Origin of the sequence: Methylobacterium carpenticola, assembly GCF_042748905.1 — a bacterium.
In the GTDB taxonomy this organism is placed as follows: Bacteria; Pseudomonadota; Alphaproteobacteria; order Rhizobiales; family Beijerinckiaceae; genus Methylobacterium; species Methylobacterium carpenticola.
The window spans coordinates 5,528,352-5,547,331 of record NZ_JBHZEO010000001.1 but is presented as its reverse complement, the minus strand read 5'-3'; the positions used below and the strand labels follow the sequence as shown (position 1 = coordinate 5,547,331).

Annotated in this window: 9 protein-coding genes; 4 read left to right on the top strand and 5 right to left on the bottom strand. The window is 71.6% G+C overall.

Annotated elements, in window-relative coordinates:
* The first annotated feature begins 377 nt into the window (after nucleotides 1-377).
* Nucleotides 378-11,921: an Ig-like domain-containing protein gene (locus ACE101_RS25670; protein ID WP_379135793.1), complete on the top strand. Its 11,544-nt coding sequence runs from the start codon at nucleotides 378-380 to the stop codon at nucleotides 11,919-11,921.
* A gap of 280 nt (nucleotides 11,922-12,201) precedes the next feature.
* Here ACE101_RS25670 and ACE101_RS25665 read toward each other — a convergent pair whose 3' ends face one another.
* The 5 genes from ACE101_RS25665 to ACE101_RS25645 form a co-directional block, all read right to left on the bottom strand.
* Nucleotides 12,202-13,218: a GDP-mannose 4,6-dehydratase gene (locus ACE101_RS25665; RefSeq protein WP_379135791.1), complete on the bottom strand. Its 1,017-nt coding sequence runs from the start codon at nucleotides 13,216-13,218 to the stop codon at nucleotides 12,202-12,204.
* A 141-nt stretch (nucleotides 13,219-13,359) separates the two neighbouring features.
* Entirely contained in the window at nucleotides 13,360-14,340 is a 981-nt protein-coding gene (gene rfaD / locus ACE101_RS25660; RefSeq protein WP_379135789.1) for an ADP-glyceromanno-heptose 6-epimerase, read from the bottom strand.
* A 775-nt stretch (nucleotides 14,341-15,115) separates the two neighbouring features.
* A complete protein-coding gene (locus ACE101_RS25655; RefSeq protein ID WP_379138938.1) occupies nucleotides 15,116-15,454 on the bottom strand; it encodes a hypothetical protein in 339 nt (112 codons plus the stop codon).
* A gap of 142 nt (nucleotides 15,455-15,596) precedes the next feature.
* On the bottom strand, nucleotides 15,597-15,983 hold the full coding sequence (locus ACE101_RS25650; protein ID WP_379135787.1) for a nuclear transport factor 2 family protein: 387 nt from the start codon (nucleotides 15,981-15,983) through the stop codon (nucleotides 15,597-15,599).
* 17 nt (nucleotides 15,984-16,000) lie between these two features.
* The gene (locus ACE101_RS25645; RefSeq protein ID WP_379135785.1) at nucleotides 16,001-16,537 is read right to left on the bottom strand and encodes a hypothetical protein; all 537 of its coding nucleotides are present in this window, start codon (nucleotides 16,535-16,537) and stop codon (nucleotides 16,001-16,003) included.
* 292 nt (nucleotides 16,538-16,829) lie between these two features.
* On the opposite strand from ACE101_RS25645, the gene groES reads away from it, so the two are divergent.
* From groES to ACE101_RS25630, 3 genes are all read left to right on the top strand, one after another.
* Nucleotides 16,830-17,120 (top strand): co-chaperone GroES, encoded by a 291-nt coding sequence (gene groES / locus ACE101_RS25640; protein ID WP_379135782.1) that lies wholly within the window; start codon nucleotides 16,830-16,832, stop codon nucleotides 17,118-17,120.
* Nucleotides 17,121-17,158: 38 nt separating this feature from the next.
* Nucleotides 17,159-18,781: a chaperonin GroEL gene (gene groL / locus ACE101_RS25635; RefSeq protein WP_379135779.1), complete on the top strand. Its 1,623-nt coding sequence runs from the start codon at nucleotides 17,159-17,161 to the stop codon at nucleotides 18,779-18,781.
* A 64-nt stretch (nucleotides 18,782-18,845) separates the two neighbouring features.
* Nucleotides 18,846-18,971, top strand: a complete 126-nt coding sequence (locus tag ACE101_RS25630; protein ID WP_379135777.1) for a hypothetical protein — start codon at nucleotides 18,846-18,848, stop codon at nucleotides 18,969-18,971.
* Nucleotides 18,972-18,980: the final 9 nt, after the last annotated feature.

Here is an 18,980-nt window from a genome sequence, read left to right as displayed (position 1 = left end):
GGACCGGGTACAGAATCAATCGGAGTGAATGCCGCGTCGGGACGGGCATCGCCACGGTCCCGGCGACAGTTCACTCACGCCGTCCATCCGGATCGGCGAAGCCCTTCAGGACATTGCTCAGACGAATCGAAGATGGTTCTCGTCTTCGACTTGTCATCCGATGTCGATGGCGGCCTGCGCGATCGTCTCGTGCGGACCGTGTGCGGCGCCGGGCAGGACCGGTTAACCGGTCCTTCATCACATCTGGGCACGCATCACCGGTGGTCGGGCGCGTGGGCCCTGGCTAGCGCACCGGATGATCCGGGCGTGTTCGATGGATGGGGGCGGACGGCTGACGAGCCGCGATCGTCCCGCAGAAGGTGGATGGGATCCGACCGATGGCGGCTGGTGGGACGCTCACGCTCTCGACGGGTTCCGACTACGTCTTCAGCAGTACCGAGGTCTGGAGCGGCATCGTCGGGAACGGCACCCGCGGCGTCACTCTGAACACGAGGGGCAGCACGCTCACCGTCACCCAGCTCGATCACATCACCGGCGCCCGGTCCATCACCAGCAAGGAGGTCGTCACGCTGCTGCCGTCCAACGGCGGGAGCACGATCTCGGTCAGTTTCCTCGAGACGATGTACGGCAGCGGCGGCCGGGACGTCGTCCAGATCGCCAGCACCGGATCCACGATGGCGGTGGAGGGCATCGAGACTGTCCTCGGTGCCACGACCGGCACCGGTCTGATCGCCCTGACCAGCACCGCCGGCAACACGATGTCGGTCGGTTACCTCAAGTCGATCATCGGCGGGGCCGGCAAGGACGTCATCACCTTCGGCGCCGCCGGCGAGATCGGGACCACGACGGCGGTCTCCTTCGTCGAGACGCTGATCGGTACCGCGGGCGGTATGGATCTCATCGCGACCAACGCGAGCGGCAGCAATACCGTCAGCCTGACCGGCATCGAGATCTTCCTCGGCAACGCCGGCACGAGTTTCAGCGACGTCCTCACCCTCGCCGGCGGGGGCACTATCGGCGTCGCCTTCGTCGAGACGGTGATCGGATCCGCCGCCCGGGACGTCGCGGCGCTCGGGTGGAAGGCCGGAAGCGCCAATGTTGCGTCGGGCGGCGGCACCGTCGCCGTCTCGAGCATTGAGATGATCGTCGGCGGAACCAGCTCCAGGAACACGGCCATCCTGCTGGACCAGGGCAACACCGTCACGGTGGGGAGCCTCAACACCCTGATCGGCGGTGGCGGCAACGACGTCGTGCAGCTGACGATGCTGGACGGCACGCCGATCGTCGGCACGGGGCCGATCCCGTGGAACACCGCCGGCAACACGATGCTGGTCTCGCTGATCGAGACCATCATCGGCACGTCCGGCCAGGACGCGATCGTCTCCCTCAACAATGGCGGCGGCACCCTGTCGGTGTCGGCGGTCGAGACGCTCGTCGGCCGGGTCGGCACCGAGGTCTTCCTCCTCGACATGGGCGGCAACACGGTCGCGGTCGAGGCCGTGGAGACCCTGATCGGCGGCTCAGGCACCGACGTCATCGGCCTGACGGCCGCCGCCTCGGCCCGCGGCACGACCATGCAGGTCGCCGGGATCGAGACCCTGGCCGGCGGCGCTGGTACCGACGTCGTCCTTCTCGACGCGGGCGGCAACACGGTCGCGGTCGAGGCGGTGGAGACCCTGATCGGCGGCGCGGGCACCGACGTCGTCATCCTGACCGAGGCGGCCGGCACGATCTTCGTCAGCGATGTCGAAACCCTCTATGTCGCGCAGACCGGCCAGACCCTGGACGTCACCGGCCAGAGCCGCCAGGTGGTCTTCCCGTTCTCGGCAACCGCCCCCGCGGCTCCGTCCGCTCCCTCCCTCGCCAGCGCATCCGATACCGGCGTTCAGGGCGACCTGCGGACCGGCACGGCCGTTCCGACCCTGACCGGCACCGCGGCGGCCGGGAGCGTGATCAACCTCTACGGCGCGCCGCCCAGCGGAGCCACCGTCCTCGCCCTCGGAAGCGGCACGGCCGACGCCGCGGGCCTTTGGTCGATCACCACGGGCACGGCCCTGGCCGACGGCGCCTGGACCCTGATGGCGCGGAGCGTCGCCTCCGGCACGGAGAGCGCCGCCTCCGCCTTCCTCTTCCTGACCATCGACACCACGGCGCCGGCCGCCCCGACCCTGGGACTCGCGCCGGGTTCCGACACCGGCGCCTCGACCACCGACGGCCTCACGAACGTCGTGCAGCCGACCCTGACGGGCTCGGCGGAGGCGGGCAGCACCGTCACGCTCTACGACGGCGCCCTCGCGATCGGCACGGCGACCGCGAACGGCGCCGGCGTCTGGTCGATTGCCGCCGCCCAGCCCCTGACGGAGGGCACCTACACCTTCACCGCGCGCGCCATGGACGCGGCCGGCAATACCGGCACGGCCTCAAGCCAGCTGGAGGTGACGATCGACACCTCGCTGGCGGCCCCGACCCTGGCCCTGGACCTCGCCTCCGACACGGGGATCGCGGGCGACGACCTGACCGCCGTCAACGCGCCGGTCATCGCCGGCAGCGCGGAAGCTTTCGCCGTCGTCAGCCTGATCGAGAACGGCGCGCTGCTCGGCAGCGCGAGTGCGGACGCGTCGGGCCAGTGGCAGCTCACCCTGGGCACCCTCTCGGAGGGTGCGCACACCCTGTCCGCCCGCGCCGTCGACCGCGCGGGCAACACCAGCGTTCCGTCGGGATCGCTCACCGTCACGATCGACACCACGCCGCCGACCGCGCCCTCCGCGCCGACGCTGGCGCCAGCCTCGGACACCGGCACCTCGAACAGCGACCAGATCACGCGGGTCGCCGCACCCACCTTCACGGGCAGCGCGGAGGCCGGCAGCACGATCGACCTTCTGGTCGGCGGCTCCCTGGTGGGAGCCGGCACCGCCGACGGGGCGGGCCTCTGGACGATCACGTCGAGCACCCTCGGCGAGGGCACCCACACGGTCTCGGCCCGGGCCCGCGACGCGGCCGGCAACACCCGCGACGGCAGCGGCCTCACCGTCACCATCGACCTGACCAGCCCGCCGGCGCCCACGGGCCTCGCCCTCACGGCCGCCTCCGATACCGGCGACCCGGGCGACGGGATCACCCGCCTGTCGACCCCCGCCATCCGCGGCCTCGCCGAGGCGGGCGATCGCGTCCGGCTCTACGAGGGACAGACCCTTCTGGGCACCGGCACGGCAGACGGACAGGGCGCCTGGACGGTGAGCAGTTCCGTCCTCACCGGCGGCGGCCACAGCCTGACGGCCGTCGCCGTCGACCCGGCCGGCAACACCAGCGCGGCTTCCGCGGAACTCGCCATCACCCTCGACCTCGTGGCCCCGGCCGCCCCGTCCGGACTCGCCCTCGACGGCGGCTCCGACAGCGGCACGGCCGGCGACGGCGTGACGAACCGGACCGCGCCCGTCATCACCGGCAGCGCCGAGAGCGGCAGCCGGATCGACCTCTACGACGGCACCGCCCTCGTCGGCACCGGCACGGCCGACGCCGTCAGCGGGCTCTGGTCGGTGCAGGCCGCCAACACCCTGATCGACGGCCCCCACACCCTGACGGCTGTCGCCGCGGACCGGGCCGGCAATACCGGCGCAGCCTCGGCCGGGTTCGTGGTCACGATCGACACCACCGCCCCGGCCATCGGCACGCCCACCGCCGATGCCGACGGCGTGGCGCCGACCGTCTCGGGCACCGCGGAGGCCGGGAGCCTCGTCACCCTCTACGGCAGCCCCTCGGGCGGAGCCGTGCTCGGCACGGCGACCGCGGGCTCGGCCGGCGCCTGGAGCATCAAGACGCCCGACCTCGCGCCCGCCACCTACACTCTGGTGGCCCAGGCGATGGACGCCGCCGGCAATGTCGGCAGCGCGCAGATCACGCTGACCCTGGCCGGGCGTCTGGGCATTCCAGGCGGGCTCGCGCTGGCGGCCGGCAGCGACAGCGGCACCGACCCGGGCGACCGCATCACCCGGGTCGCCGCGCCGACCATCACCGGCACGGCCCTCGCCGACGCCGTGATCACGCTCTACGACAACGGCACGACGGCGGTGGTCGGCACCACGACGGCCGACACCACCGGCGCATGGGCGATCACCGCCACCGCGCTCGGCGAAGGAACCCACGTTCTGCGCGCCATGGGCCTGGACGGCACCACGACGCTCGGCACCTCGACGCCGCTGACGATCACCATCGACACCACGGGGCCCGACGCGGGCGGGCTCGCGCTGCAGGCGGCATCGGACACGGGCGCCTCGTCGAGCGACCGCGTCACACGGGCCACGACCCCGGTCGTCACCGGAACGGCGGAGGCCGGCAGCCTCGTCACCCTCTACGACAGCGACCGCACCACCGTGGTCGGTCACGCGACCAGCGCGGCGGACGGCGCATGGTCGGCAACCGCGACCCTCGGCGCGGGCGTACACACGCTGACGGCGCGGGCGGTCGACGTCGCGGGCAATACCGGGAGCGCCAGCGCCGGGCTCGACATCACCGTCGACACGGACGCGGCGGCCCCCGCGATCCTGACCCTCGCCGACGACCGCGGGACCGGCGGCAGCCATCTCACGCGCCAGACCGCACCCACGGTGACCGGCACGGCCGAGGCCGGCAGCAGCGTCGCGCTCTACGCGGGCAGCCAGCTCGTCGGCACGGGGAGTGCCGATCCCGCGTCCGGTGCCTGGACGGTCGGCGCCGCGGCGCTCGGCGACGGCACGCACACCCTGACCGCGCAGATCGTGGACCGCGCCGGCAACACCAGCGCCGCCTCGGCCGACTTCGTCCTCTCGGTCGACAGCACGGCGCCCGGTGCTCCCACCGCCCCGGCTCCCTCGGCCGACACCGGCACGCCGGGCGACGGCGTGACGCGCGAGCCGGTCCAGACCTTCAGCGGTACGGCGGAGGCCGGCAGTCTCGTCACCCTCTACGACAACGGGACCGCGCTCGCGGCCGTGACCGCGGACGCGACGAGCGGCGCCTGGAGCATCGCGAACGTCACCCTCGCGGCGGGTCTCCACAGCCTGACGGCGCGGGCGGCCGACGCGGCGGGCAATACCGGCGCACCTTCGGCGGCGCTCGCCCTCACGATCGACCTCGCGTCGGATACGCCCTCCGCCCTCGCCCTCGCGGCGGCGAGCGACACCGGCCTGTCGGCGAGCGACCGCGTGACCCGGGCCTCGACGCTCACCCTCACCGGGTCGGCGGAGGGGGCCAGCCTCGTCACCCTCTACGACGGCGGCATCGCGAACCCGGTCGGCACGGTCCAGGCCGACGGCACCGGGGCCTGGAGCTTCACCCTCGCGGGCGCCACGGAGGGCGCGCATACCTTTACGGCGACGGCGATCGACCCGGCCGGCAACACCTCGGCGGCTTCGGCGGCGCTCACCGTCACGGTCGATCGCACCATCGCCGCGCCATCCGCCCCCGCACTGAACGCCGGCTCCGACAGCGGCACCCTCGGCGACCGGCTCACCAACGTCGCGGCCCCGGTCGTCACCGGCACCGCCGAGGCCGGCGCCGCGGTCTCGCTCCACGACGGGACGCGGCTCCTCGGCATCGCGACCGCCGATGGCGCGGGCGCGTGGTCCCTGCGCACGCCGACGCTGACCGACGGCGTGCACACCCTGGCCGCCACGGCGGTCGATCTCGCGGGCAACAGCTCCACCGCCTCGGCCGGACTGACGCTCACGATCGACACGGTCAACGACGCTCCCTTCGGCGCCGCCCTCACGGCCGCGAGCGACACGGGGGTCCCGGGCGACGGCCTGACCCGCCTCCTGCTTCCGGACATCGCCGGCCAGGCGGAGGCGCTGAGCGTCGTCACGCTCTACGGAAGAGGGACGTCCCTCGGCACGGCGACGGCGGACGGCGCCGGCGCCTTCACGATCCTGGGCGCGAGCCTCGGTGCCGGCGACCACAGCCTGACCCTGCGCAGCGTCGACCCGGCCGGCAACACCTCGGCGGCCTCCGCGCCATTCACCGTCTCGGTCGATGTCTCGACCGGCCAGCCGAGCCTCGCCCTGGAGCCGGCCTCCGATACGGGCGCCTCGAACAGCGACCGGGTCACCGCCCAGAACCGGCCCCTTCTCACCGGGACGGCCGAGGCGGGCAGCACCGTCACCGTCCATGCCGACGGAAGCGCGGTCGGCACCGCGCAGGCGGGCACGCTCGGCGCCTGGACGCTGACGACGGCGGCGCTGACGGACGGCGCCCGCACCCTCACGGCGATCGCCGTGGACCGGGCCGGCAACACCTCCGTGCCCTCCGCCGACCTCGTGGTCACCATCGACACACGGGCCGACGCACCCGCCCTGGACGCGGCCGCGCTGCGGAGCGACAGCGGCACGACGGGCGACGCCATCACCAACGACAGCACGCCCACCTTCGCGGGCACGACCGAAGCCGGCGGCGTCATCACCCTCTACGAGGGTGCGACCGTGCGGGGCACGGCGACCGCCGACGGCGCGGGCGCCTGGACGCTCACGAGCAACCCACTCGCCAACGGGGCGCACACCCTGACGGCCCAGCTCGTCGATCGGGCGGGCAACACCTCGGTGGCATCCGCGCCGCTCGCGGTCACCATCGACACCGTGGCACCGAGCGCGGCGACCGGCCTGGCGCTTGCTCCGGGCTCGGACGTCGGCAGCTCGAACACCGACCGGATCACCCGGATCGCGATGCCGGCCCTGATCGGCTCGGCCGAGGCCAACGGCACCGTCACGCTGTTCGACGGCAGCACGGCGATCGGCACGGCGACCGCGGGCGGCACGGGCTTGTTCACGGTCGCGGCCGGGACTTCGCTCACGCATGGTCAGCACAGCCTGAGAGTCACGGTCACGGACGTGGCCGGGAACACGGGCGCGGCGTCGAACCCTCTCTCCGTCACCATCGACACCGTGGCCCCCGTGCTCTCGCCGCTCGCGCTCACCGCCGCGACCGATACGGGCGTCTCCAGCACGGACGGGATCACCCGGACCGTGACGCCCACGGTGACCGGCACCACCGAGGCGAACAGCACCGTCACGCTGCTCGACGGCGGGACCGCGATCGGCACCGCCACCGCGAACGGACTCGGCGTCTGGTCGACGGCGACCACGGCCCTGAGCGCCGGAACACACACGCTGACGGCGGTCGCGGTCGACCGGGCCGGCAACACCTCCGCCGCCTCGGCGTCCCTCACCGTCACGATCGATACCGATGCCGCGACGCCGACCGGCCTCGCGCTGGCGGTCGACAGCGGGCTCTCATCGACCGACCGGCTGATCGACACGGGCACGCCGACGCTCGTCGGCCAGGTCGGCACGGCGGAGGCGGGCGGGCTGGTCCAGCTCTACGACGGCCTGGCCCTCGTCGGCACCGGCACGGCGGGCCTCGACGGCGCCTTCACGGTGACGAGCCTCGGCCTGTCGGACGGCACGCACGCGCTGACGGCCCGGCTGATCGACCTCGCGGGCAACACCAGCATCGCCTCGTCGGTCCTCGACGTCACGGTCGACACCACCGCACCGGGTGCGCCGAGTGCGCTCACCCTGGCCGGGAACTCGGACAGCGGGACATCCGGCAGCGACCGGGTGACCGCGGTCACGACGCCGACGGTCACGGGTTCGGCAGAGGCCGGCAGCAGGGTCGTGCTCTACGAGGGCACCACCAGCCTCGGCATCGCGACGGCCGGGGCGGGCGGCCTTTGGACGATCACCAGCGGCAGCGCGCTGTCCGGCTCGGCCGATGGGACCGTGCACACGCTCGTCGCCGTCGCCACCGATGCGGCCGGCAATACCGGCACCGCATCGACCGGTCTCACGCTCACGGTCGATACCGCAGCCGCACAGCCGGCCGGTCTCGCGCTCGCCGCGGCGTCCGATAGCGGAATCCTCGGCGACGGCATCACGGCGAGCCAGCGGCCGACCGTCAACGGCCTCGCAGAGGCCGGCAGCGTCGTGATGCTTTACGAGAGTGCGGCGACGGCGGCCGGCGGCATCGAGACCCTTCTCGGCACCGCCGTCGCGGACGGAGCCGGCTTCTGGGCGATCACCAGCGACCGGATACTCACCGGAGGCACGGGCGCGCCGCACGCGCTGTTCGCCACGATCGTCGATCGGGCGGGCAATACCAGCCCGGCCTCCGCATCGCTCACCATCACCATCGATACGGTGCCCGACGCGGTCACGGTCGGGCTGGATAGCGGCTCGGACACCGGCCTCGTCGGCGATCGGATCACGTCGCACACCCAGCCGGTCCTGACCGGTCAGGCGGGTGCGAATCGAGCGGTCACCATCGCGCTTGCCACGGTGCCGGTGGCGACGGTGACGGCGAACGGCTCGGGCCTCTGGTTCTACACCGCCGGACCGCTCGGCACCGGTGCGAACACCTTCTCCGTCAGTTCGGATGACGGCGCCGGCAACATCGCTCGCGACGGCATAACGGTCACCATCGACACGACCGGCGACACGCCGAGCGTGCCGATGCTCGTCACCGGCCAGGACACCGGGCGCGATGCCGGCGACGGCCGGATCAACATCGCCGCGCCGATGATCCAGGGCACGGCCGAGGCCGGGGCCGCGGTCACGCTCTACGACAACGGGACCGCCATCGGCACCGTCACGGCGAGCGGCCTCGGCACCTGGCTCTTCACCACACCGAACCTCGCCGACGGACTTCACACGCTGACGGCCTCGGCCGTCGACGTCACCGGGAACCTCAGCGGCCGATCCGGCCCCCTCCTCCTCGACATCGCCATCGCGGCCGCGGCCCCGACCGGCCTCGCGCTCGCGCCGGCCTCGGACACGGGCGTCCAGGATGATCTCAGGACGCGCAGCCGCACCCCGACCATCACCGGCACGGCGCAGGCGGGCGACGTCATCGCCCTCTACGACGGCACGACGATCGTCGGCGCCGCGACGGCGGATGCCGGAGGTGCCTGGGCGGCGCAGGCGAGCAGGCTCGGCGAGGGTGCCCACACCCTCACGGCGACGCGGGTCGACGTCTACGGCAACACCAGCCTCGCCTCCGCCCCCCTGACGGTCACCGTCGACACCACCAGCCCCGATGCCCCGGTGGTGACGACGGCGCTCACCAACAGCACCACCCCGACCCTCGCCGGCACGGCGGAAGCGGGTAGCACCGTCACCGTGACGGTGGGCGGTGCGAGCTACACCACGACTGCGACGGGCGGGAGCTGGTCGCTCGACCTCGCCACTGCGGTGCCGGTGAGCGGCGCGCTGAGCCTCGACCCGAACGGCCCCAACGCCGTCTCGGCGACCGCCGAGGACGCGGCCGGCAACATCTCCGCGGCCGGCACGCAGACGCTCACCCTCGACACCACCAACCCGAATGCCCCGGTGGTCACCAGCGCGGCGCTGAGCAACAGCACCACCCCGACCCTGGCCGGCACGGCGGAGGCGGGCAGCACCGTCACCGTGACGGTGGCCGGTGCGAGCTACACCGCGATTGCGACGGGCGGGAGCTGGTCGCTCGACCTCGCCACCGCCACGCCGGTGACGGGCACGCTGAGCCTCGACCCGAACGGTCCCAACGCCGTCTCGGCGACCGCCAGGGACGCCGCCGGCAACGTCTCCGCGGCCGGCACGCAGACGCTCACCCTCGACACTACCGCCCCGAATGCCCCGGTGGTCACCAGCGCGGCGCTGAGCAACAGCGCCACCCCGACCCTCACTGGCACAGCGGAGGCGGGTAGCGCCGTCACCGTGACGGTGGGCGGTGCGAGCTACACCGCGATTGCGACGGGCGGGAGCTGGTCGCTCGACCTCGCCACTGCGGTGCCGGTGACAGGCACGCTGAGCCTCGACCCGAACGGTCCCAACGCCGTCTCGGCGACCGCCAGGGACGCGGCCGGCAACCTCTCCGCGGCCGGCACGCAGACGCTCACCCTCGACACCACCGCACCCACAGCGACCCTGCTGTTCGAGGACGGAAGCATCGACGCCGTCGAGCAGAGAAGCAGCGCCTTCCTCATCGGCGGCGCCGAGGCCGGCGCCACCTTCACCTGGACCATCACCTCCTCGGGCGGCGGCCAAGTCATCGGTCGCGGCGTGACGACCGCCGGCACGACCCGGGTGAGCGGCCTGGACCTGTCCAGCCTGGGCGACGGAACCCTCACGCTGGCGCTCCGCCTGACGGATCCGGCGGGCAACGCCTCGGCCCCCGTCACGGCGGCGACGCAGAAGCTGACCGCGACCGTCCCCGACCCGGTCGCACCCGTCACTGGGCCGGTGACCATAGACGGTGCTACCGTCAACTCGGAGGTCGTCACCGGTACCGACGGCAGCCGTGTCGCCACTGTGACGATCGCGGCGACCGACGCCAGCCGCGTCGAGGACACCAGCAGCAGCAACCCCGATCTCGCCGACGTGCCGGTGGTTCGCGAGACGGTCGTCGATCCACAGACCGGTCAGTCCTCCAGCGTCGCCACCCTGACGGTCAGCGTTCCCACCGGGGTGGGTGTCGTCGCCACCGGCAGCGCCGAGCGGCAGACCGCCAGCCAGGCCCAGACCGGGCTGGCCGGCCTGATCGCCGCCATCGAGGCCCGCACCGGCCAGGGGACGGCCTCGCGGGCCGACCTGACCGGCGGCGGCTCGGGCTTCCTCGCCGAGCTGTCCTCGCAGGCCCTGCTCCTCGTCCGCGCCATCGACATCCGCGCGCCGGGCCTGGCCCCCGGGCAGCCGGTGCAGATGCGGGTGAGCGGCAACACGTTGGGTGGCACCGGCACCGGCAGCACGATGCCGACTGCCCTGGTGATCGACACCACCGCGGTGCCGGGCCCCGTGACCATCCGGCTCGACAACATCGAGTTCGTCGCCGTGGTCGGCAACGCCACGCTGGTGGGGGGCGACGGCCAGCAGATCGTCTACGGCGATGGCAACCGGCAGTACCTGTATCTCGGTGCCGATGACGACATCCTGCACGGCGGGGGCGGCAACGACACCGTGGCCAGCGCCGGCGGCAATGACACGCTGTTCGGCGACGAGGGCGACGACAGCGTGCTCGGCGGCGAAGGCAATGACTCGCTGTTCGGCGGAACGGGCAACGACACGGTGTTCGGCGAACTCGGCGACGACGTGCTGTTCGGCCAGGACGACGACGACTTCATCGGGGCCGGATCGGGCAACGACTTCGCGTCGGGCGGGTACGGCAACGACGAGGTGCACGGCGAGGACGGCGACGACCTGCTGTTCGGGGACGAGGGCCGCGACGGCGTCTACGGCGAGGCCGGCAACGACCGCGTCTATGGCGGCACGGGCGACGACTTCGTCTCCGGTGGCGAGGGCAACGACGTCGTGTTCGGCCAGGACGGCGACGACCTGGTCCGGGGCGATGCGGGCGACGACTTCGTCTCCGGCGGCTACGGCAACGACCGCGTCGATGGCGGCCTGGGCAACGACGCCGTCTACGGCGACGACGGCGACGACGAGGTGACGGGCGGCGAGGGCGACGACGCCGTCTATGGCGGGACCGGCAACGACCGGGTCTCCGGCGACGCGGGCAATGACCGCGTGCTGGGCCAGCAGGGCAACGACACCCTGTTCGGCGGCGGTGGCAACGACGACCTGAGCGGCGGCGAGGGTGACGACCTGCTGTTCGGCGGCGCGGGTGACGACCTGCTGTTCGGCAATGCCGGCGCCGATACGCTGGTGGGCGGGGACGGCTCCGACATCTTCGCCTTCGGACGCGGCGATGGGGCCGATCTGGTTCGGGACTTCGTCATCGACGGACCGGACGCGGATGTGATCGCGTTCAACAACGGGGCCTTCTCGTCCTTCGCCGCGGTCCTGGCGGCGAGTCGGCAGGACGGTTCGGACACGGTGATCGATTACGGCACGGGTGACACGCTGACCTTGCAGAATACCGAGCTGCGCGCGCTCACCGCGGCGAACTTCACGTTCGACTGATACGGTTTCCGGAAGATCACTTTCGGAAACCGTATCACGAGCCCGCGCGGCGCCTGAGCGAGGCCGGTTTCCGCATCGCGAAGCGATCATCCGGAAACCGTATGAGCCAGTGCGGGTTTGCCCTTGAGCCGCTGATGCGGGACCATCCCGGGCGAGAGACCTTTCGGGGCACGCTCCATCGTCAGGATGTTGGCGTGGCCGAGCGCGCCGGCGCCGGACGGTGATCGAGCCGACCATCCCCCGATGCCCCGTGCCGGGGACGGTCTGTCCCCGCGCGGCGTCACGGCGCGCGGGCCGGGCGCTCCCGCACGGGCACGCCCTGCGCGTCGCCCGACAGGCGCCGCAGGTCCGCCTCGACCATCTCGTGAATCATCGCTTCCAGCGTGACCTCGGGCGCCCAGCCGAGCCGGGCCCGGGCCTTGGAGGCGTCGCCCTGCAAGGTGGCGGCCTCGGCTGGCCGGAACAGGGCCGCGTCGATCACGAGGTGGCGCTCCATGTCGAGGCCGGCGTAGCCGAAGGCGATCCCGCACATCTCCCGCACGGTGACGGTCCGTCCCGTGGCGATCACGTAGTCGTCGGGGACCTCCTGCTGCAGCATCAGCCACATCGCCCGGACGTAATCGCGCGCGTGCCCCCAGTCGCGCGCGACGTCGATGTTGCCGAGCCGCAGCTCGGTCGCGAGGCCGAGCTTGATCCGTGCGATCCCGTCCGTGACCTTCCGGGTCACGAATTCGATCCCGCGCAGCGGGCTCTCGTGGTTGAACAGGATCCCGCTCGACGCGTGCAGGCCGAAGCTCTCGCGGTAGTTCACGGTCATCCAGTGCGCGTAGGCCTTGGCCGCCGCGTAGGGCGAGCGCGGGAAGAACGGCGTCGCCTCGGTCTGCGGCGACTCGCGAACGCGGCCGAACATCTCCGAGGAGGAGGGCTGGCAGATCCGCGCCTCCGGCCGCTCGGTCCGCACCGCCTCCAGCACGCCGACGCAGCCGAGGGCGGTCGCGCCGCCGGTGAGCAGAGGCTGATGCCAGGAAGTCATCACGGAGGATTGCGCCGCGAGGTTGTAGACTTCGTCCGGCCGCGCCGTCCGGACAGCCCGGAGGAGGCTCGACAGGTCGGTCACGTCGCCGTCGACGAGGTGCACCGCGTCGGCGATGCCGAGCCAGCGCAGGCGGGCATCGTTGATCTCCATGCCGCTGGAGCGGCGCACGAGGCCGTGTACGGCGTAGCCCTTCTCAAGGAGGAGTTGCGCCAGATAGGCGCCGTCCTGACCGGTGATGCCGGTGATCAGAGCTGTCTTCATGCGGTGCGCATCGGCATCCCGGAAGCGTGTCTGAAGCGTCCTGACCCGGTACCCGGGTCGCGGGCAGGTTCCGGCACGGCGGGATACCGGGCCCTACCATGCCGGCCGCACCACGATGAAGCGGTCAGCCCCGTTTCGGCTTCAGCGGTAACGGAGCGGACGCAGATACGACGCCACGTAATCGCGCACGCTGTCCTCCAGCGCCGGCGCCTGTCCGGTCCAGCCCGCGGCGCGCAGCCGCCCGGTCGAGGCTTCGGTCGCGTACTGGTAGACCTCCCGCAAGGTCTCGGGCATCGCCTGATAGGCGATCGCCTCGGGCCTGTCCTCGGCCGCGAAGACCGCCCGGGCGAGGTCGGCGAAGCTGCGGGCGCGACCGGTCCCGACGTTGAACAGGCCCTGGTGGACCGGACCGGCCATCAGCCATAGCAGGATCTCGACCGCATAGGCGACCGGAACGAAATCGCGCCGCTGACCGCCGTCCGGAACGTCCGGCCGGTGGCTCGCGAAGAGCGTGACCGTCTCGCCCGCGCGCACCCGGGGGTGGATCTGGGTGACGAGGCTGGCCATGGCGCCCTTGTGGTACTCGTTCGGGCCGAACACGTTGAAGAACTTCAACCCGATGCAGCGCGGTGGCAGCGAGGCTCCCGTCTCGCGCCGCCGGGCCACGGCAAGGTCGAGGTGATGCTTGCTCCAGGCATAGAGATTGAGCGGGCGCAGGCGCCGCAGGGCGGCGAGCGCGGGATCGTCGTCGAAGCCCTGCGCGCCGTCGCCGTATGTCGCGGCCGACGAGGCGTAGACGATCGGGACGGCAGCCTCGGTGCACCAATCGATCAGCCGCAGGCTGAAATGGTAGTTCTCCGCCATCACCCGGTCCGCATCCGTCTCCAGCGTCGACGAGATCGCGCCCAGATGGATGACGTGCTCGACGTCGCCGCGCCCACGCAACCGCTCGAACAGCGCCTCGGGGGTGACGAAGGCGGCGACCGCCCGGTCGCGCAGGTTCCGCCAGCGGCCGTCCGAGCCGAGACGGTCGCAGACGAGGATGTCCTCGACGCCCCGCTCGTTGAGCGACGCGACCACGTTCGAGCCGATGAAGCCGGCGGCTCCCGTCACCACGATCATCCCGCTCCCTCCGCGTCCCGACAGGCCGGGGCGACGGGACGGACTGGCCGAACCGGGCGCCCGAATCAACCGGCCCTGGCAGGAACGCCCGGCGCCGGAAGGAAACCGGCGTGACGGCGATCCTCCGTGCGCGCTGCCGCGCCTGCGGCCATGCCCTGCACGGGCCCGGTCATCGGCCCCTGGGGATCCGGTCCAGCAGGGCTTCTTTCCGGCCCCGGGAGCAGCCCTGCCGGTGGGCGGGCGCCACCCGCTCCGCCTTGGGCGGTCTCGGCGTCGACGCAGGCCCGATGCCAAGCGTCGAGATGGGCGACGTCGGACGCCTCCCCATTGAGTGATACGGTTTCCGGACGATCACTTTCGGAAACCGTATCACGAGCCCGCGCGGCGCCTGAGCGAGGCCGGTTTCCGCATCGCGAAGCGATCATCCGGAAACCGTATGACGGGCAGGATCGGTCGAGTTCGGGCACGATCGCGAAACCGTCGCGCGCGGCGCCCGCCGCAGGAGATCGCCGCGGCGCAATCCGGGACCCGGCAATCCGCGTCGAGCCAGACGATGATCGCGCCGTCCGGCCGGTGAGGCCGCGCCACCATGGCCGACGGTCGAAGGCGTGATCCCAGCCGGGCTCACGCCGTGAGCGGCGAGCCAGCTCTGCGCCTCGGGCCCCAGGCCGCAATCGAGGGCGGTGACCGGGATCCCCGACCAAGAGCACTTGCGGCCGTGAAGCGTCCGGACGATCGGCTCGGCCGCCCGATCCGAACCAAACGGCTTTCGGCGCTACTCGTCATCCCCGAATGAGTCGATCCCGGGCTCGATGCAGCGATAGCCGACGAGGCATTGCGGATTATCGCGCGTCGGGACGAAGGCATTGGCCGTCACCTGCGTCGGCTCGCAGAAGCTCCGGTCACGCACGAACCGGTCGTAGGTGAACCCACCGGTGCCCAGCACCGATGCGCCACGCTCCGCCAGCACACCCCTCGCCTGCCGGCACGTCATGTCGGTGGTCGAGGGACGCTCCTGCGCATCGGCTGTGATGGGAATGGCGGCGAGAGCCAGAACAGTCAGAGCTGCCAGGGAATTCGATGCACGATAACCGGAGCGCACGCCATTCTCCATGATCAGCAGGCGAGCAACGCGGGGCGCATGGCTTTGATCCATGGATGAAGCGCCGGATGGACGCCCGCGACCCGCGCTCCGGACGCCGCGCGGCGGAGACGAAGCGCCGGAGGATCGAGCGCGGGCGGCCCGGCGGATGGTCTCACGGCATCCGCTCGACCCATTGCGCCCGCGAAGGCCCCGGCTCGAAAGGGTCGCCGAAATATAAATATTGTGTCTCGCGGGTCACCTGGCCATCGCGGAACTCCATGATGCTCACGGTGTAGGAGGGCCGGCCATCGTAGGTGAGGACGTACTCGGTGACCCAGAAATCCCCTGAACCCATGATGCGCCGCACCGTGAAGCGCTTCCGGCTCGGCTGCGCCTCGCGAGACGATTGAATTCTCTGCCGGCCGCGGATGCGTTCTCCCGATTGCGGATATTCGAGCACCGCGTCCTCGCGGTAGATGTCATGCTCTCCCTCAAGGTCGTTCGCATCGGAGGCGGCCCAGTGGTGATCCAGGGCCGTTCGGATCTCTCGATCGCCCATATCCAGGCTCCTTGGCGTCACTCGTCTTGCGAGCGCGTATCCTTTGCTGCCTGCGCGGTCTTCGTTGCCTGCGACACACGGCCGACCATCGCGGGATTGACCTCCATGCGTGGACGCTCGCTCTCGATCGGCCTCATACCCGCGCCGCTCGACCGGCCGGGGGCGAGCCGGCGGTGCCGACGGGCCGCGTTGGTCTTGAGTTGCAGCGCGCGCCGCGCCGACGCCTTGAGCGCGTCGCGGGCGGCGCGTGAGCGTCGGCGTGCGATCTCGCCGTTGAGCCGCTTCAAGGCGCTCGCGAAGATCTGCTTGCGCCGGGACGGCTTCTCGATGTTCCCAGGAAAGCTGCTGCCCCGCGGCTCGCCTTTGCCGCGAATGCCCCTCCTCATCTCCCGGGCGAGGGTGCGCTCCTTCGCACGAAGATCACGGAGGCGCCGCTGTGCGGCGGACAATGCGCCGTCCTCCAGGCCGAGCAGACCCGGCATGTGGGTTTGCGCCAGGAACTCGAACTCGTCCTGCGTCGTGAGAGAGCGTTCGGCTTTGATGGAAAGGGACATCGGCGTGCTCCTCCTGGCCGACGCCTGTTCGTGCGTCGTTCGGGGAAACTTAGGACGACGGGCCGATCTGCGCAGTCCCTGGCCCATCCATGCCCCGGTCCCGGCCCCCGCGGCGGAGGCCGCACGGATTCTTCTCGGAAGCGCCGCTCGCGGCGAAGGCTCTCTCTCCGACCCCGTGTTCTTTAAAAAGAACAATCTCGTTGACTAAACGAACGCGCCCGGACACCCTGTCGGCATCGGGAGCGGGCCCGCGAGGGCCCGGCCCGGCCCCTTCCAGACAGGAATCCGGACAATGGCGTTTCGACCCCTGCACGACCGCGTGCTGCTGCGCCGACTCGAGGGCGAGGAGAAGACCAAGGGCGGCATCATCATTCCCGACACCGCCAAGGAGAAGCCGCAGGAGGGCCAGGTCGTCGCGGTCGGCCCCGGCGCCCGGGACGACAGCGGCGCGGTCCTGCCCCTCGACGTGAAGGCCGGCGACCGGGTGCTGTTCGGCAAGTGGTCCGGCACCGAGGTCAAGGTCGATGGCGAGGATCTCCTGATCCTCAAGGAAACCGACATCCTCGGCGTCATCGCGGCCTGAGCGAAATCCCGACGACATTCGAAGCAAGGACGACGGACATGGCTGCGAAGGACGTGAAGTTCTCGGCGGATGCGCGCGAGCGGTTGCTGCGCGGCGTCGACATCCTGGCGGACGCGGTGAAGGTGACGCTCGGCCCGAAGGGCCGCAACGTGGTGATCGAGAAGAGCTTCGGGGCGCCGCGCATCACCAAGGACGGCGTGACGGTCGCCAAGGAGATCGAGCTGGAGGACCGCTTCGAGAATCTCGGCGCCCAGCTCCTGCGCGAGGTGGCCTCGAAGACCAATGATCTGGCGGGCGACGGCACCACCACGGCGACCGTGCTGGCCCAGGCCATCGTCAAGGAGGGCGCCAAGGCCGTCGCGGCGAACTTCAACCCCCTCGACCTCAAGCGCGGCATCGACCTCGCGGTGGCCGCGGCGATCCAGGAGGTGGCCGGGCGCGCCCGCAAGGTGACCGCCTCCGACGCCATCGCGCAGGTCGGCACCATCTCGGCCAACGGCGACGCGGAGATCGGCCGGCTCATCGCCCAGGCGGTCGAGAAGGTCGGCAACGAGGGCGTGATCACCGTCGAGGAGGCCAGGACCGCCGAGACCGAACTCGACGTGGTCGAGGGGCTGCAATTCGACCGGGGCTACCTGTCCCCCTACTTCGTGACCAATGCCGAGAAGCTGATCACGGAACTCGAAGAGCCCTACATCCTGATCCACGAGAAGAAGCTCTCCTCCCTGCAGCCGCTGCTGCCGGTGCTGGAGGCGGTGGTGCAGTCGGGCCGGCCGCTCCTCATCATCGCGGAGGACGTCGAGGGCGAGGCCCTGGCGACGCTGGTCGTCAACAAGCTGCGCGGCGGCCTGAAGGTCGCGGCCGTGAAGGCGCCGGGCTTCGGGGACCGCCGCAAGGCGATCCTGGAGGACATCGCCATCCTCACCGCCGGACAGGTCATCTCCGAGGATCTCGGCATCAAGCTCGAGACCGTGACGCTCGCCCAGCTCGGCCAGGCCAAGCGGGTGCGCATCGAGAAGGAGAGCACGACCCTCGTCGACGGGGCGGGCGAGAAGGCCGAGATCGCCGGGCGGGTGGCGCAGATCAAGGCGCAGATCGCCGAGACCACCTCGGATTACGACCGGGAGAAGCTGCAGGAGCGCTTGGCCAAGCTCGCCGGCGGCGTGGCGGTGATCCGGGTCGGCGGCGCCACCGAGATCGAGGTGAAGGAGAAGAAGGACCGCGTGGACGACGCGCTGAACGCCACCCGGGCGGCGATCGAGGAGGGCATCGTGCCCGGCGGCGGCACCGCGCTGCTGCGCGCCCGCGGGGCGGTCTCGGCCCTGCACAGCGCCAACCCGGACATCGAGGCGGGCATCAAGATCGTGCTCAAGGCCCTCGAAGCGCCGATCCGCCAGATCGCCGCCAATGCCGGGGTCGAGGGCTCGATCGTCGTGGCCAAGGTGATCGAGAGCGATTCCGACACCTACGGCTTCGACGCGCAGAGCGAGACCTTCGTCGATCTGATCGAGGCGGGCATCGTGGATCCCGCCAAGGTGGTGCGCACCGCGCTGCAGGACGCGGCTTCGGTGGCGGGGCTCCTCGTCACCACGGAGGCCCTCGTCGCCGAGCGGCCGAAGGACAAGGCCGCCCTGCCCGCCCCGGCCGCGCCGGACTTCTGATCGCCGGATCGGCACCCGACGGGAGCCCCCGGTCCGGGGGCTCTCCATCCGATGGGAGAGCGTCTTGAGCCTGCAGCACGACCCGTCCGCCCCCGTCCACCCCCATCCCACCGAGCCCAGCCCCGGGCTCGTCGTCATCATCCTCTGCGCCACCCTGATCCTGGCCACGCTGGCCTTCCTGCTGCGCTAGTTATTTGAT